This is a genomic window from Hymenobacter taeanensis (assembly GCF_013137895.1).
Classification (GTDB): Bacteria; Bacteroidota; Bacteroidia; order Cytophagales; family Hymenobacteraceae; genus Hymenobacter; species Hymenobacter taeanensis.
On sequence record NZ_CP053538.1, the window covers coordinates 3,039,758 to 3,054,218 of the forward strand.

Below are 14,461 nucleotides of genomic sequence, written 5' to 3' on the forward strand. Positions count from 1 at the left end.
TAAGCCAGTTAAAATAGCAACGGATAGAACACCCAAGTCATCAGCAGACCGCCTACAAAGAAGCCAATCACGGCCACCAGCGACACCCACTGCAGGTTGGAGAGGCCCGAGATGGCGTGTCCTGAGGTGCAGCCCCCGGCGTACCGCGTACCAAAGCCGACGAGGAAGCCCCCCAGCACCAAGAATACCCAACCTTTCCAGTTGGAGAGATTCTCGAGGGCGAACAACTCTTTAGGAAGCAGGCCAGAGAAGTCAGTCAGGTGCATCTGCGCTTTCAGGTCGCGCACTGTTTCCGGAGAAATAGCAATGACATCGGCGTGGCCCAGGAGTTGGTAGCCGATAAAGCCGCCGATGCCGATGCCGAGCACGAAAAATAGGTTCCAGATTTCCGCCCGCCAGTTGTAGGTCAGGAAGGGAATACCGGCGGGCACGCAAGCGGCGCATACGTGGCGCAGCGAGGAGCTGATGCCCAGGGCCTTATTGCCGATGAGCAGCAGAGCGGGGACGGTCAACCCAATCAAGGGACCGGCCACGTACCAGGGCCAGGGCTGGCGAAGTAACTCAAGCATAAAATGGAATCAGAAAGAAATATGGAGCGAAAAGGGTTTCAGCCTGCTAGTAACGGCGGCTGGCTGGAGCTCCTGAAATATGCTGAAAGCATAAGGAGTAGAGACTTTACCGAACCAGTTGTTCGGGCCAGTCCAGCACCCCGCCTAGTAGGTTGGATACATGCTCAAATCCGACCTTGGAGAGCTGGCCGGCGGCAGTGGCTGAGCGTGCCCCGCTGCGACAGTACACGTAGGTAGGTTTGGCTTTATCCAGCGCCGCCACACGCTGCGCGAAGTCGGGGGCAGTAACATCGATGTTGACCGCCCCGGGCAGGTGGCCGCCTGCAAACTCATCGGGGCGGCGCACGTCCAGCAGAACGATACCGGGCTGGCGTAGGGCAGCGGAAAACTCAGCGGGCTTCAAATCCTGATAAGCTTTGGAAGCAGAATTAAAGAGACCAAACATGGTGTAAACAGCGGTTAAAATTGAACCAAAAGTGTAGCCAAGGGCGGCACTCTCCGGCAATATTAGTGAGCGGCCGAAGCCGACTGGAAGGATTTCACGGCTTCGCCCAAATCCAGCACTTCGGTGCCAGGCAGCGTGTCGGCCACGATGCTGGAGCCCGCCGCCGAGCGGTAGCCACCGGCGCAATGCACTACCACCGGCTTATCCGTGTGAATCTCGCTGGCCCGCTCCCGCAGCTCGGGCAGCGGCACGCTAAGGGCACCGGCGAAGATGGGCTCATTGCGGTGCTCGGTAGCCGAGCGAATGTCCACGATAGTGTACTGCTCCGGGTGCTGGCGGAACTGCTCCACATCCAGCTTCGGCATGGTGACCTCAATGGCCGGCGTACCCACCAGCGCACCTTTGATCAAGGCTTCGTATCCGATTTTGGCCGTTTTCTGAATCAGATCCTCTCGTGTGGCCTCGTCGGCCGCAATTAGGTAAAACTGCTCTTCGGGTCCAACAATCGAGCCCAGCCAAGTTTCAAACTTGCCACCCTGTTGGATGTTGATGGCGCCATTCACGTGGCCTTTTTTGAACTCGGCTTCGGGTCGGGTGTCAATGATAATGGTACCGGCTTCCAGGGCAGTGCCTGAAGCCAAACGGTTCACTTGCAGCAAGCTCGGCTTATAGCTGGGGGCGCCAGCTTTATTCAGGGCCACGTCGTAGCCGAAATACTTGGGAACGAAGGGCTGGTCAGCAAGCAGCTCTTTTACGAACTCTTCCTCGCTCAGCTCGCGTAACATTGGGTTGCCGAACTTCTCGTCGGCTATGGTGCTGCTGTTAGCCCCGCTCAGGGCCTTGCCGCAGAGGGATCCCGCGCCGTGGGCGGGGTACACCAACACTGTACCGACCAGGGGCATCAGCTTGTCTCGCAGCGAGTGATACATCTGCCGGGCCAACTCTTCGCGCTTGGCCGTCATGTTGCCGGCCTTCTCACGCAAGTCGGGGCGGCCTACGTCCCCGATAAAGAGCGTATCACCAGTGAATACGGCTTCATCTTTGCCTTCGCGGCTGAGCACAATGCTGATGGAATCGGGCGAGTGGCCGGGGGTGTTCAGGGCCCGGAAGGTGAGCTTGCCCACGGTAAACTCCTGACCTTCATCGAAAGCCTCATGGGCGTAATCGGCCCCCAGCAGCTTACTCACCCGGATGGTGGCGCTGGTAGTCTGGGCAATTTCTAAGTGCGAGGACACGAAGTCGGCGTGGGGGTGGGTCTCGATGACGCTCACGATTGTAGCGTCGTTGGCCTTGGCGTAGTTGTAGTATGGCTGTGGGTCGCGGGCCGGATCGATGAGCACGATTTCACGGGCGCACTCGCTGAGGATGGCATAGGAGAAATGGGCCAGGCCCTTGTCTTCAAACTGTTCGATTTTCATGACCAAAGCGGTTGGGAGGTGGGTGGAAACAAAAAAAATCTCAGGAGAGGTAAACTGGGAAACGAGAATTACTGGGTAAGGATCAGCTGCTTAAGGGGTGAATACCAGTTCGCGTAGCAGGATGAAGGTGCCCATGGCCAGAGTAAACCAGCCGAAAGCGGGCTTAAGCTTGGCGCCTGGGATGAAGCGAGCTAGGTACGTGCCTAGCACAATTCCCACTAGGGCAAAGGCCAGAAAGCCGAGCAGAAAAGTCCAGGCAATGGGAGTGCCGGCGCTTAAATCGCCCGTAAAGCCAATGAGGGAGTTTAGGGCGATAATGGCCAGGGAAGTGCCCACGGCCAGCTTCATGGGCAGGCGGGCGCCCAGCACCAGGGCCGGAATAATCAGGAAGCCCCCACCCGCGCCCACGAAGCCTGTGAGCGTGCCCACAACCAGGCCAATGCCCAGAATCAGTGGGTAGTTGAGGGCATGCTGCTGGTGCAGTTCTTCGTCGAGCACCTCCTCCGCTTGCCTGCTACGGATCATGGAGGTAGCCGCAACAACCATCAGCACCGCGAAGGCCACCAGAACCAGTAGGTCTTTGGTAAAGACAATACTACCGATGGTGAACAGCTCGTGCGGAATGGCGGGCATAAGCAGCTTGCGCACCGCAAACACGGCCAGCAGCGAAGGAATCAGAAACACAATAGCCGTTTTTAACGACACCAGCCCTTTACGAAAGTAGCCCGAGGCCCCCACCACGGAGGTGGAGCCCACCACAAACAAGGAATAGGCCGTGCTCAGCACCGGGCTCACGCCCATCAGGTACACCAGCACCGGCACGGTAAGGATGGAGCCCCCGCCCCCCATAATACCGAGGGAGAGGCCAATGAAAATAGCCGCGAAGTAGCCGATATAGTGTAGCATGGATGAACGGGTGAACGTATGAATTCATGAAAGATTGTTCATGTATTTGGCAAAAAAGCTGGCTCCCACTACAGGAACGTGCAGCCAGCCAAGCACTGAATTACGTCGACTACTTCGCGCATCTTCAGCGAGTAGAAGATGTTTTTGCCGTCGCGGTGAGAGCTTAAAATACCTTTCAGCTTCATGCCCGTGAGGTGATGGGAGAGCAGGCTTTGCTCAACGTTGAGCTTCTCACTGATGTCCGTTACCGACAGGCTCTCCTGATTGGCCAGCAACTGCACAATAGCAATGCGGGTGGGATGGGCCGTGGTCTTAAGGATAAAAGCCACCTTCTCCATCTTTTCGGTGGTTAGGTTCAGATCGGCGGAGGTGGTATTCGGGGTCATAAGATGTTACAAATGTATGATCATTTGTTCATGTATACAAGTTTGCCGATTGTTTTGGTTCCAACATACTTCATAACCGCACGCAAGTTTCCGCAAATACCGGCTCAGTTGCCTTTTCACTTCACTTTTAAGGCCCCAGACAATAACTGGTACTGGGCGCTGTGGTCACGGCCTGAGTGGGTGCAAGGACTCCACCTCCCGGCAGGATGCCAAGGCGGCCAGCAGTTCATTCACCATGCTGCACACTAAGAATATTCATAGGCAACCCTAGCCTTTCCAGGTGAGCCATGATAGTGCTACCACCTTAACTGCATAACCCGCTTGTGCATAACCCGCTTGGCGCGGCCCACCAGACAGGCTTACCGGGGCAAAGTAGCAAGTGTATTGGTGCGCCGCCGGGGAGGCGCGCACCTTGGGGCTTCTGTTGGTCACCAACGACGACCTGGGCGGCTCTACTGCGGTAACCGCTCTCCTGATAGTTTAAGGCAGCGCGATAAGGGAGGGCTTACGCATGAATCGGCTGGGAATTCTACTGGCAAACTCTAAGGTAAACGGGAATGGAAATACAGCTTTTGCTGTTGGATAAGCAAAGCAGAGAGCAACTTGCTGTCCGTGTACTATCTGTTGCACTTCCAGTGCTGTTGTTGCGCTGGAAGGGCAGCTTTCACCCATCATGCTTTCCGTTACTATCTCCCACATGATTGTTTTCGAGACTCGTTTTCTATATCCCGTAAGTGCCGTTCGGCTTCAGGAAGAAGAGGGGATTTTACCCGCTGAGTTTTTGCAAAGTATCGCCGCGCTACGGCCATTTCTGGAGAAGGAAAAGGCTTACGGTGAAGTTTATTCTACAAGCGTACTCTCGCCGCGCGGCCGTCAGCTGGTCATTCACTACCGCAAAACGTACTCTTCTGATGCGGGCTTTGTAGTGGAAATTCTGGCCGCTGAAGTAGCCAAGACACTGCCCATAGCCCAGGTGGCCTAGCCTTTCACTATCCGTAAAAACGAGCCCCGGCCCTGCTGCCTCAAATCATGCTTGGGAGGTAGGGCCGGGGTTGTTTCTAGGCCAGCCTGCACTTAGCAGGCATCCGGGCCGGCGGCAGCACCCAGGGAAACTTGGTTGAGCTGCTGGCGCGCCAGCTGCCAACCCGGCAGGAAGCGGTCCATCAGGCCCCAGAAGCGGGCGTTGTGGTAGCGCTCGTGCAGGTGCACCATCTCGTGAACCACCACGTACTGCAGGCAGTGGGTCGGGTGCTTAATCAGCTCTAAATTCAGCCAGATGCGCTGGGCGCGGATATTACAGGTGCCCCAGCGCGTCTTCATTTGCTTGGTGCTCCAGGCTAGTACCGTTACGCCCACAATGGGTTCCCAGTAGGCCACCATAGTCGAGAGCTGCTCCTTCAGCCGCTCCCGGTACCAGGCGTTTAGCACCTTGGCGCGCTGCTCTGTGGTGCTACCCTCGCGCACCCACAGGGTAAGGCTCTGCTCTGCTTCCTGCAGCTCCACGCGCGGCCGGCCAGTAGTCGGGAGTACATGCAGGGCGTAGCCTCGGCCCTGGTAAAAGTGGGTTTCGCCGGAAACGTATGCCAGAGTGGTGGGCTTTTCGCGGGCCTCAAAACGGGTTTGGTGTTTCTCAATCCAGGCGCGGCGGGCCACTACCATCTCCCTGATGGCGGCATCGGAGGTACGCAGGGGAGCGGCCACCGTGGGCGTACACCGTCAGACGCAGGGTGCGGATGTTTTTACGGATGATTTCCACCCGCAGATCGTCAATTTGTAACTCAGGCATGCGTAGCAATCTGCTAACTATTTTCTGGCCGGCCAAATGTGGAAGGGCTGGGACAGAGTTGCTAGGCCACTTGGTGGTGGGGGAGAGTGGGAGCTAGTGCCTACCTTTCGTAGTCATCCACCTTTCCATCCTTGTTCTGTTATCTAGTATGCATCATATCATTTATATGAGTCGGGGCACTCAGGCCATGACCGACGACGAGCTGCGCACTCTCCTGCAACAGGCCCGCGCTACCAATGAGGAGCAGAACATCACGGGTGCTCTGGTGTACGGCGACGGCCAATTCATGCAAGTTATTGAGGGGGAAGAGTCAGTACTGGCGGCCCTGTACGCCAAGCTACTCACCGATTCGCGGCACATGAACGTGGTAAAGCTCGCTGATAAACAGGTGGGGCAACGCAGCTTCGGAGAGTGGTCCATGGGCTTCCGGCCGATGTCGGCAGAAGGCTTTGCTGAGTTAGCTGGCTACGTAGAACCCAACGAGCTTGACCTATGCTTGCCCGGCCTGAGCGCTGCCGATGCCCTGCTGCTGCAGATGATGAAAGTATTCGTGCTGACTCCCTTGAAGGACTAAGCACTCTAGCCATTCCTTGGAGTAATACAAGGATGCCATAAATAAGCCACGAGGCGAGCCGCCAGCTATTAGTGCTGTCTGCTCGCCTCTTTTTGTACAGTTGAGTTATATGCCCGCCTACTGCGTGAGCGCACGTAGAGCAGTTATGGCCTTGATAGCCAGCTGTCGGTTCAGCTTCTTTCCCTCACATTCTTCAAAGTAGGCAGGAGCATAGAAGTACGCCGTCCTGATAGCTCGTTTATCAATCAGATAAAACATGTTTTCATCTCCGTCCTCTAGGATGCAGTTGCCTTGTGGATTCAGCCTGCGTTGGTCATCTCGTACTTGCCATAACTGCGAAGGCGCCACGTTACGCCAGCAGTGGGCCAGAGTCGTTGGAGCCGCTGTGGTGGGCAGCAGGTAGCGGTTGGTGTCGGGAGGCATTCTACTAAACGCCAATTCCCCCTGCGCAAACTTCTTACTCAATTCCCCGGGAAAATATCGGCCCTCCGCTACCCGGTAAGGACTGGTGTACATGAAAAAGTACACCTTGTCTTGGTACTTAGCCAGTATCAGATAGTTGGGAGAGTTGTTCCGGGTACTGCTGCTCTGATAGATGATGGTGCTGTCGTAATTAGCCTGAAAGAAGGTATGTAGAGGGAAAAGCTGCGGCGTGGGCTGGCCTACGAGGTAGTGCATGGACAGAAGCCAACTGCCAGCGGTCAGCAATAAGTACCGGATGATGTGATAGTGAATTGTGGGTATAATCATACTCCCAAATAAGATACGAAGCAATTCACTCCAAGTTATCGCCCCTCAGATTAGGCCGGGGTAGTAGTCCCTGAAATATATTATTTTATTCGCATTGCCTCCTCCCGACCTGTAACTCTACTCGGCCAGACTTGGTCTATAAGGTTCGTAAGGGTTCCTACTCGGGTTCTGCTCATCACTTTGACGATACTACCATCGGCGAGCGACTATTAGCAGTCGTGCTGAACTGCAGCAGCAACCGGCGAGCCGGTTGGCACAAGCCATATTTCAACCTTTGGAGCGCCGCTGACTGTATCGCTCCTCCTGTCATGCAAATTCTAAGCTGGCTGCAGGCTCTGCGGCAAGGGTTGCAACGCATATAGAGAAGGAGCTTCTCTTTTGACTTATAAAAATGCTTAATTGAAAAGCAGACCAGCATAAACGCAAACAAGCCTCAAAAACTGCATCTGCGAACAGATTTACAGCTTTTGAGGCTTGATTTAGGTAGAGGTATTAACCTCTACTAGTACCCAGAGCCGGGGTAGCATCTAGCCTCAAAAACGAGATGCTAACCGTTTGATTTTCTGTGGGTACTATTCAATTAAATGTGCTTTGAAAAACAACAGGTGGCGTAGCAGGGCGCGTAGGGTCCGAGCTTGCCATTTTTCCTGTTTCCGGGTGGCATCTACAGCAGCCGCAGTTGCTCACTGGCGCGGCTGCTAATCCGCTCCATCATTTCCTGTAAACGGCCGCGTACGTCGGTAGAGTCACGCGCCATAACTTCCAGCAGCCCGGCTACGCGCTCAATAGCTTCCTCCCGGTTGGCGGGCACCCGCTTGGTCAGCACGCCCCGCACTTCCCAGATTTCCCAGATGGTTTCCCGCGGGACAATGTGAGGGGAGAAGTACGAGTTATCCGAAAGCAATTCCACTTCCTGGTCCTCGTTGCGGATGGGGCGCGGAATGCGCTTCACCATCAGCGAGTCGTCCGTCACCACCACGTACACGTGTCGGGGCTTCACCATCCGCCAGTCGTCCATGCACCGGGCAATGACTACATCACTGGTCCACAGCGTCGGCTCCATGCTGGAACCCTCCACCTCGAAGGCCCGGTGCGACTTGCCCGAAAACTGCGGTAACGCCAGCAACTCCAGGTCCATTTCTTTCAGCACCGCCGGCTTCTCGCGGGAAAGCTGGTAGCCCGCCTGGGCAGGTGTCGGCACCAGCATAATGCCTTCCTCCCCAGCCATGTCCAAGGTAATTACCGCCGGAGCATTCAGCCCTCCGTAGCGGTGACCGGGCGCCGGCTCTGGGGCCTTCTTCGCCGTCGGAGCAGGTTCAGCCAGCGCCTTGGGCAATAGCATCTGCCCTTCGCCCAGCAGCAACCACCCGGGGTTAATTTCCGGGTAGGTCTGGAGCACTTCTACCAACGTATCGAAGCCTGGCTTAAACTTGTGTCCAATAAAGTTGTAAAGCTTCGTGGGCCGATCATGTCCAAGCTTCTTTGCAGCGCCGTACACCGAATCCCCGTAGTGCTCAATAATGGCCGATAAACGGTCACCTATCTGCTTTTGCTCTTCCATTGGGCAGTCACCAGGTTGTTAAAATTTGTTTGTTAGTTCAAATAAGTTGTGCTAAACTTGTTTGTCTAACGAACCAAAGATAACCAACCGGCAAACAAAATGGAACATGTGGCAAAGAAAATTTCAGAGCAGCGGCACCTATTTGGTAAACGCAGTAACTACACTGCCCGCATCACGGCCAACTTAGCCGCTAAGGGCAAGGCGTTTACCCGGCAGCAGGTGTACAACGTCGTGACGGGGCGCTACTTCAATATGGACATTGCCGAGGCTTTTTTCGAGGAGCTGGAAGCTGAACTTAAACGCCGGGCCCACCTCGAAGCCCGTGCTAACCAGCCGCTGCCGGCCTAAGCCATGCAAGTAGCCCTGCTAGTGCCCGAACAAGAGTGGCGGCAGCTGCTCTCTGACGTGCAGCGCCTCAAAGAAACCGAGGCCGCCCCCAAAATGCTGCCCGCGCCCAGCGCCCCACCCGACCGCATTCTGACGGTGCGTGAGGCCGCCCATTACATGCGCCTCAAGCCCGAGGGCGTCCGCAATGCCCGCCGGGCCGGCCGCCTCCAAGGGCTGCGACTCAACGAAAAGGAGTGGGGCTTCCACTTGTCGGAGTTGAACCGCTACCTGTCCCGCTACAATCGGCGTCCGCTCGATTTTCCATCTGGTTCCTAAGCCAATTTCTTTGCCATGTCCTACTTACTTCCCATTGTCGGGCCTGATGCCCCCGCGACTTACTCTCTTATTCGCGTTCAGAAGGCCAGGATTAAGAATCAGCAGCTCACCTGCGAGTTCACGGAGCAGCGCACCGACGATGCACCCCCACGCGCCTTTACGCTCACCTGCCAGGAACTGGTGCATCCCGACTTGCTCCACCGCCTGGCCCAACTCGTGCCGCACCTGTGTTTGCTTACCGAGCAGCTCACCGAAACCCCGGACTACTGGCCGGAGGATGTGGCCGAGGTTCTGCCCACGCACTTCGAACCGTTTACTGTCACGCGCTTCAGTGTGGCCGGGAATGGGGGAGGCGTTACGCTCATCGGCCAACGCACGCTTTGCGGCGGCAAGGTGCTTAACCTCACCAGTCCCTACGTGGCATTCGAAGACGAGCAGCCCACCTACGCCTACGCCGGCCTGCTGGAAGCGGCTCTGCAGGATGCTTTGCAGGAAGTGGAAGCCGCCCTGCGCGGCAAATGCACCACCTACCGCCAGCTTGACTTGTTCGAGCAGCCAGAAGTAGCCCAGCTTGCTCCAGTAACTTAGTATGAAGCCCCCCGCTTTCCTTCTGTATACCGGCGACTTTCTCAGCTCCCCCGACGTGCAGCTGATGGGAGCCCACGAGGTGGGAGCCTACTGCTTGCTGCTGTTCAACTCCTGGCAATCCGACCGCCCCGGCTATCTGCCCGCCGCAGAAGACCGCCTACGCCGCACGGGGCGCCTGACGGTCGAGCAGTGGGCCGAGAGCCGGGACTTGCTCTTGGGCAAATTTCCGCTGACCACCGACGGCACCGCCCGCTACAACCCGCGCCTACTCGCCGAGGCCCACCGCCAGGCCCAGCACCGGGAACTGAAGACTAAAGCGGGCCTCGCCTCAGCAGCCAAGCGGGCGGCCCAGGCAACAGGTGTTGCCCCCACGCCAACACCTGTTGCCTCAATTACTGGCGCAAATGATTCTGACACCGCCAGTTCAACAGCGCCCCAACAGCTGGCCAACAGAAAAGCAGCACATGTTGGCCTTGCCGCCAACACGTGTTCAGAAAACGACCAACAGACGGGCAACCTTTCCTTTTCCTTGTCCTTACCCTCTTCACTACGTTCAGAGGGAGAGGGGGCCGCGGCCCCCTCCGCTCCCGCGCCAGGTTCAGTTAAGAGGAAGTCTTGCCCGCCCACGCTGGCTGAGGTGCAGGCGTATGCTGCCTACCAGCACCCCGGCCATCCGGCGGCCGGCGAGGAGGCCGCGGCCTTTTTCGACCACTTTGAAAGCAACGGCTGGCGGGTAGGTGGCAAAACCCCTATGGTTGACTGGCGCGCGGCCTTCCGCAACTGGATGCGCCGGCGTCCGCAGTTTCAGCCGGTGCCGCCCGCGTCTGCCACCCCAGCCCGCGCCCGCACCGCCCCCAAGCCCGCCGACCCCAGCCGTTGGAGTTAATTTGCTATGTCCGCACGACCCATTTCTTCCAGCCGTAGCGTCTCAGTACCTCGCAGCAGCCACGTTCCCCCACAAGCTCTGGACTTGGAATCCGTGGTTCTGGGTGCGGCCTTGCTGGAAGTAGGAGCCCAGCGCACCCTGCTTGCCACTCTATCGACGGAACAGGTGTTCTACTCGGCCCCGCACCAGCAAGTGTACCTGGCCATCCGCGACTTGCTGCAAGCCGGCCAGCACGCCGACCTGCTAACCGTCGTGCAGATGCTGTGCCAGCGCGGCACTCTCCAGCGCATTGGCGGCCCGGCCTTCGTGGCCGGCCTCACGCAGCGTGTGGGCTCCGCTGCTCACGTCGAAACGCACTGCCGCATCCTCCAGCAGCATTACGCCCGCCGGATTGTTATTCAGGCCGGCACCGAGCTGACAGCCTACGGCTACGATGAGGGCCGTGACCCGCTGGAGCTGCTAGCCCAGGCTCAAATCCAGCTGACCAGCCTGCATCGTAGCCTCGAAAATCGCCCTCCCAAAACCGCAGCGGATGCCTTTGAGGCTACTTTCGAGCGCCTCGCCCAAGCCGTGCAGCGGCAGGGCCTCACCGGCATTCCTACCGGCCTCACCCAACTCGACGGTCTCACCGGCGGCTGGCAGCCCTCCGACCTCATCATCTTGGCCGCTAGGCCGGCTATGGGTAAAACTGCGGCTCTATTGCATTTCGCCCGCACCGCTGCCCTCAACCATGGCCACCACGTGGCTGTCTTCAGCCTGGAAATGCCCACCCTGCAGCTCATGCAGCGGCTGGTAGCCAGTGAAGTGCCCGGCTACAGCAATTCCGACCTGCGCCGTGGCAACCTGCCTGGCGGACTTGACCAGGTGGCCCACGTCCGCCAGCAGGCCCAACGCCTGCACACCCACGGCCACCGGCTCCACCTCGACGACACGCCCGGCCTGAGCATTCAGCAGCTACGCGCCAAATGCGCCCGCCTGCACAGTCAGCACCCGTTGGGCTTGGTGCTGGTCGACTATATTCAGCTTATGCGCGGAGACCAAAAAGGCAACCGGGAGCAGGAGGTAGGCAGCATTAGTCGCGGGCTGAAAGAGCTAGCCAAAGAGCTAAACGCTCCCGTCATTGCTCTCAGTCAGCTCAGTCGCGACGTGGAGAAAAGGGGAGGGGACAAGCGCCCCTTGTTATCTGACCTACGCGAATCCGGCAGCATTGAGCAGGATGCCGACTGCATCATCTTCCTATGGCGCGGCGAGTACTACGACATCCGCGAGTACGACGACGGCACCCCCACCGCCGACACCGTCCTCTTCGACGTGGCCAAACACCGCAACGGAGCTACTGACGAGGTCATAGCTGCCTGCAACCTCCGGCGCGGCTTATTCGCTGATTTGGGCAGCCGTTAAATCGGCCATCTGGTTGGTCAGACAAAAGCCAGCTTTGCAGTTCCCATCTTTGTGCCGGCAATTACTCACGCAGCCCTACACAGCCCTGATAGCTTACTGAATGGATAAGAAATACATGGAGCGGCTATTTTCTGCCGGGCGGCTGGCACGCTTCTATGAGGTGGTTCGCCATGATACTGACGAAGCCGCAGCCCTGTATGCGGGCAATATCCAGCTGTCGGAAAGCTTGTACCCCAGTCTCGCCGTAGCCGAGGTTACGCTGCGCAATACCATTCACCGCCAGCTCACCTACTTATTCCAAACGGCCGATTGGTACCAGTCGATTGGTCGTCAACCCGGCCTGAGCAGTTTGCAGTCTAGCATCGACAAAGCACAAGAGCACATTCGCGACCGGCGGGAAACGGTGTCCGCCGACAAAGTAGTGGCCGAGCTGAATTTTGGCTTCTGGGTCACGCTCTTCAACAAAGCCTACGAAACTGCCCTGTGGAAGCAGTTACGCTTGGCTTTTCCGCATTTGCCCAAGCCCGAGCGCCAGCGGGGCACCGTATCAGCCGTCGTTAACGCCGTGCGCATCCTGCGTAACCGTGTGTACCACAACGAACCTATCTGCTGGCAGCTGCGCACCTTGCAGGAGCAGCATGCCCAAACCCTACAACTCATTGGGTGGATTGAGCCACAGCTGTTGCCCTGGCTGTCAGCCATCGACCGTTTTCCCGCGGTACTACAAGCGGAGCAGGCACGCCGGGCGGCATATCAGGCAAAGTTGGCGGACAACCAATAACCACACGTCTTAAAAGCAAAAAACCCGGCTCCATCACCAGCATATAAATCTGGGAGAGGGAGTACCGGGACTGCCCCCAAATATACGCAGATTTTCAGGAAACGTCGATACGCTTGTTTAAATACTCTTACCAAACCAATCAAAGCGCGACGACTATACAGACGTCCCACTTTGGCTGGTTTAGCTTAAATAAGAATTCCCCGTCGGGCACCCACCGGCCGGTCAGTGGAAACGGCAATGGGCTGGCCCGAGGCCGGTACGGCCCGCTCCCGGCCCCAGAGGCGGATAGCCTCAATCTGCTCTGGGCTGGTACGACTTAGTGGCACCACGTTGCTGAAGCTCTTGGCGTACAGCCCATCCGTCACGGCCGCGTCGCCGTTGATAACGGCCTGTACCGCTACTTCGCGCACGGCGCTTTCCAAGTCGGCACCAGCAAAGCCCTCGGTCATATCTACTAGCTGCTCGCGCATGCTGGCCGAAGGCACTGGCAACTGATTGCGCTGGATGTACAGGTCAATAATATCAGCGCGCTCGGCTTCGCTGGGTAGATCCACGAAGAACAACTCATCGAAGCGGCCCCGGCGCAACAACTCTGGAGGCAGGCGGCTCACGTCGTTGGCTGTGGCTACCACGAATACCTTCGCCGAGCTTTCCTGCAGCCAGAATAAAAACTGCCCTACCATGCGGGTGCTGGTGCCTCCGTCGTTGCCACCTGTGGCCCCAGCCAAGCCCTTCTCGATTTCGTCAATCCACAGCACGCACGGCGCGGCATTATCGGCCGAGGCCAAGGCTTCCTTGAGTCGATTTTCGCTTTGTCCTAGGTACTGCCCATGAATGGAAGCTAGGTCGAGCCGGTATAGCGGCAGGTTCCAGGAGGCTGCTACGAATTTTGCCGACAGCGACTTCCCGCAGCCTGGCACGCCCACTAGCAGCATCCCACGCGGTGGCCGCAGCTTGCGCGCTTTCAAGTCGGCCGTGAGCAGTTGCCGCTGCTGGCCCAACCAGTGTCGCATGCCATCAAGCCCCGCCACGGTGAGCGTATCAGCCTCGGCCCGTACCTTTTCTAAGCCGGAAATGTCGCTGAATAGCCGGTCTTTCGTACGGCTCAATTCTTGCAAATCGGCCTTCACCAGTGATCCTTTCGCCATGAGAGTCGCCAGTACGTTTTCGGCTTCTACCAGCGTCATATTGGCCAGGATGGTCGCGGCCAGCCGGAAGTCAGCCTCACTCCACTCTATTGGAATCTGTCCGCGGTACGGCTCCACGCACTCGCGCACCACCGTCAGCATCTCCTCCTCACCGGGCGGGTCCAGCGTGAGCGTCATGCCCAAGCGCTGCAGCTGCGGCCAGATGCCGCGCCCGTTGCTAAGCACACACAGCGAGCCGCCCCTCTCAATGGCCTGCAACACGCAGTCGTAGAGGTGACGAGCCAGCATGCCGTCATCCTCAATGTCGCTGATTTCAGTGAAGACAAATGTCAGGTTCTGGCGCTGCCCGATATTCTGAACTGCAAAGTCCAGTCCCCCAGCTACTGACCGGTCATCGTGCACAGTTTTAAGCGTTTTTAGGTCGCGGGTGCCGTGCGAGAGACCATGCACGTACATGGGAATCCCGATTTCGCCAGCCAGCTCTTCGAGCACTTTTAGTACCCGGGCCCGCTCGATGCTTTTAATGGAAATAAATGGAATGCGGGCCTTAAGCATCCGCAGCAGGCCTTGGCGAAACTCCGCAACTGCAGCCATGTAGT

The 14,461-nt window shown here is 57.7% G+C and carries 18 protein-coding genes; 8 read left to right on the forward strand and 10 right to left on the reverse strand.

Annotated elements, in window-relative coordinates:
* Nucleotides 1–8: 8 nt before the first annotated feature.
* The 5 genes from HMJ29_RS12925 to HMJ29_RS12945 form a co-directional block, all read right to left on the reverse strand.
* A complete protein-coding gene (locus HMJ29_RS12925) occupies nt 9–569 on the reverse strand; it encodes a YeeE/YedE family protein (protein WP_171591888.1) in 561 nt (186 codons plus the stop codon).
* A 106-nt stretch (nt 570–675) separates the two neighbouring features.
* Nucleotides 676–1,014 (reverse strand): rhodanese-like domain-containing protein, encoded by a 339-nt coding sequence (locus HMJ29_RS12930; RefSeq protein WP_171591889.1) that lies wholly within the window; start codon nt 1,012–1,014, stop codon nt 676–678.
* A gap of 62 nt (nt 1,015–1,076) precedes the next feature.
* The gene (locus HMJ29_RS12935; RefSeq protein ID WP_171591890.1) at nt 1,077–2,432 is read right to left on the reverse strand and encodes an MBL fold metallo-hydrolase; all 1,356 of its coding nucleotides are present in this window, start codon (nt 2,430–2,432) and stop codon (nt 1,077–1,079) included.
* 90 nt (nt 2,433–2,522) lie between these two features.
* Complete coding sequence (locus HMJ29_RS12940) at nt 2,523–3,338, reverse strand: sulfite exporter TauE/SafE family protein (protein WP_171591891.1); 816 nt, start codon at nt 3,336–3,338, stop codon at nt 2,523–2,525.
* Between the two features lie 68 nt (nt 3,339–3,406).
* Nucleotides 3,407–3,724, reverse strand: a complete 318-nt coding sequence (locus HMJ29_RS12945; protein ID WP_244679268.1) for an ArsR/SmtB family transcription factor — start codon at nt 3,722–3,724, stop codon at nt 3,407–3,409.
* 673 nt (nt 3,725–4,397) lie between these two features.
* On the opposite strand from HMJ29_RS12945, the gene HMJ29_RS12950 reads away from it, so the two are divergent.
* A complete protein-coding gene (locus HMJ29_RS12950) occupies nt 4,398–4,706 on the forward strand; it encodes a hypothetical protein (RefSeq protein ID WP_171591892.1) in 309 nt (102 codons plus the stop codon).
* Nucleotides 4,707–4,798: 92 nt separating this feature from the next.
* On the opposite strand, the gene HMJ29_RS12955 is transcribed toward HMJ29_RS12950, so the two are convergent.
* Both HMJ29_RS12955 and HMJ29_RS12960 read right to left on the reverse strand, forming a co-directional pair.
* Complete coding sequence (locus HMJ29_RS12955; RefSeq protein WP_171591893.1) at nt 4,799–5,425, reverse strand: M48 family metallopeptidase; 627 nt, start codon at nt 5,423–5,425, stop codon at nt 4,799–4,801.
* Complete coding sequence (locus HMJ29_RS12960) at nt 5,355–5,510, reverse strand: hypothetical protein (RefSeq protein WP_171591894.1); 156 nt, start codon at nt 5,508–5,510, stop codon at nt 5,355–5,357. The genes HMJ29_RS12955 and HMJ29_RS12960 overlap by 71 nt, the downstream gene beginning before the upstream one ends.
* A gap of 148 nt (nt 5,511–5,658) precedes the next feature.
* Here HMJ29_RS12960 and HMJ29_RS12965 point away from each other — a divergent pair, with 148 nt between their 5' ends.
* Complete coding sequence (locus HMJ29_RS12965; protein WP_171591895.1) at nt 5,659–6,084, forward strand: BLUF domain-containing protein; 426 nt, start codon at nt 5,659–5,661, stop codon at nt 6,082–6,084.
* Between the two features lie 117 nt (nt 6,085–6,201).
* Here the strand turns inward: HMJ29_RS12965 and HMJ29_RS12970 are convergent, their stop codons facing one another.
* Both HMJ29_RS12970 and HMJ29_RS12975 read right to left on the reverse strand, forming a co-directional pair.
* Nucleotides 6,202–6,834 (reverse strand): hypothetical protein, encoded by a 633-nt coding sequence (locus tag HMJ29_RS12970; protein ID WP_171591896.1) that lies wholly within the window; start codon nt 6,832–6,834, stop codon nt 6,202–6,204.
* Between the two features lie 664 nt (nt 6,835–7,498).
* The gene (locus tag HMJ29_RS12975; RefSeq protein ID WP_171591897.1) at nt 7,499–8,395 is read right to left on the reverse strand and encodes a S24 family peptidase; all 897 of its coding nucleotides are present in this window, start codon (nt 8,393–8,395) and stop codon (nt 7,499–7,501) included.
* A 108-nt stretch (nt 8,396–8,503) separates the two neighbouring features.
* Between HMJ29_RS12975 and HMJ29_RS12980 the strand changes: the two genes are divergently transcribed.
* The 6 genes from HMJ29_RS12980 (at nt 8,504) to HMJ29_RS13005 (ending at nt 12,714) form a co-directional block, all read left to right on the forward strand.
* The gene (locus HMJ29_RS12980) at nt 8,504–8,743 is read left to right on the forward strand and encodes a hypothetical protein (RefSeq protein WP_171591898.1); all 240 of its coding nucleotides are present in this window, start codon (nt 8,504–8,506) and stop codon (nt 8,741–8,743) included.
* A 3-nt stretch (nt 8,744–8,746) separates the two neighbouring features.
* Entirely contained in the window at nt 8,747–9,058 is a 312-nt protein-coding gene (locus HMJ29_RS12985) for a helix-turn-helix domain-containing protein (protein ID WP_171591899.1), read from the forward strand.
* Between the two features lie 15 nt (nt 9,059–9,073).
* A complete protein-coding gene (locus HMJ29_RS12990; RefSeq protein WP_171591900.1) occupies nt 9,074–9,646 on the forward strand; it encodes a hypothetical protein in 573 nt (190 codons plus the stop codon).
* 1 nt (nt 9,647) lies between these two features.
* Complete coding sequence (locus HMJ29_RS12995) at nt 9,648–10,532, forward strand: DUF1376 domain-containing protein (RefSeq protein ID WP_171591901.1); 885 nt, start codon at nt 9,648–9,650, stop codon at nt 10,530–10,532.
* Between the two features lie 6 nt (nt 10,533–10,538).
* A complete protein-coding gene (gene dnaB, locus HMJ29_RS13000; protein WP_301339232.1) occupies nt 10,539–11,933 on the forward strand; it encodes a replicative DNA helicase in 1,395 nt (464 codons plus the stop codon).
* Between the two features lie 100 nt (nt 11,934–12,033).
* On the forward strand, nt 12,034–12,714 hold the full coding sequence (locus tag HMJ29_RS13005) for an Abi family protein (RefSeq protein ID WP_171591903.1): 681 nt from the start codon (nt 12,034–12,036) through the stop codon (nt 12,712–12,714).
* Nucleotides 12,715–12,899: 185 nt separating this feature from the next.
* Here HMJ29_RS13005 and HMJ29_RS13010 read toward each other — a convergent pair whose 3' ends face one another.
* A complete protein-coding gene (locus HMJ29_RS13010; protein WP_171591904.1) occupies nt 12,900–14,456 on the reverse strand; it encodes an ATP-binding protein in 1,557 nt (518 codons plus the stop codon).
* Nucleotides 14,457–14,461 lie beyond the last annotated feature (5 nt).

Excerpts from the sequence above, each read along its gene's own strand:
- HMJ29_RS12925 (WP_171591888.1), bottom strand. The coding sequence starts at position 569 with ATGCTTGAGTTACTTCGCCAGCCCTGGCCCTGGTACGTGGCCGGTCCC.
- HMJ29_RS12930 (WP_171591889.1), bottom strand. The coding sequence starts at position 1,014 with ATGTTTGGTCTCTTTAATTCTGCTTCCAAAGCTTATCAGGATTTGAAG.
- HMJ29_RS12935 (WP_171591890.1), bottom strand. The coding sequence starts at position 2,432 with ATGAAAATCGAACAGTTTGAAGACAAGGGCCTGGCCCATTTCTCCTAT.
- HMJ29_RS12940 (WP_171591891.1), bottom strand. The coding sequence starts at position 3,338 with ATGCTACACTATATCGGCTACTTCGCGGCTATTTTCATTGGCCTCTCC.
- HMJ29_RS12945 (WP_244679268.1), bottom strand. The coding sequence starts at position 3,724 with ATGACCCCGAATACCACCTCCGCCGATCTGAACCTAACCACCGAAAAG.
- HMJ29_RS12950 (WP_171591892.1), top strand. The coding sequence starts at position 4,398 with ATGCTTTCCGTTACTATCTCCCACATGATTGTTTTCGAGACTCGTTTT.
- HMJ29_RS12960 (WP_171591894.1), bottom strand. The coding sequence starts at position 5,510 with ATGCCTGAGTTACAAATTGACGATCTGCGGGTGGAAATCATCCGTAAA.
- HMJ29_RS12965 (WP_171591895.1), top strand. The coding sequence starts at position 5,659 with ATGCATCATATCATTTATATGAGTCGGGGCACTCAGGCCATGACCGAC.
- HMJ29_RS12970 (WP_171591896.1), bottom strand. The coding sequence starts at position 6,834 with ATGATTATACCCACAATTCACTATCACATCATCCGGTACTTATTGCTG.
- HMJ29_RS12975 (WP_171591897.1), bottom strand. The coding sequence starts at position 8,395 with ATGGAAGAGCAAAAGCAGATAGGTGACCGTTTATCGGCCATTATTGAG.
- HMJ29_RS12985 (WP_171591899.1), top strand. The coding sequence starts at position 8,747 with ATGCAAGTAGCCCTGCTAGTGCCCGAACAAGAGTGGCGGCAGCTGCTC.
- HMJ29_RS12990 (WP_171591900.1), top strand. The coding sequence starts at position 9,074 with ATGTCCTACTTACTTCCCATTGTCGGGCCTGATGCCCCCGCGACTTAC.
- HMJ29_RS12995 (WP_171591901.1), top strand. The coding sequence starts at position 9,648 with ATGAAGCCCCCCGCTTTCCTTCTGTATACCGGCGACTTTCTCAGCTCC.
- dnaB (WP_301339232.1), top strand. The coding sequence starts at position 10,539 with ATGTCCGCACGACCCATTTCTTCCAGCCGTAGCGTCTCAGTACCTCGC.
- HMJ29_RS13005 (WP_171591903.1), top strand. The coding sequence starts at position 12,034 with ATGGATAAGAAATACATGGAGCGGCTATTTTCTGCCGGGCGGCTGGCA.
- HMJ29_RS13010 (WP_171591904.1), bottom strand. The coding sequence starts at position 14,456 with ATGGCTGCAGTTGCGGAGTTTCGCCAAGGCCTGCTGCGGATGCTTAAG.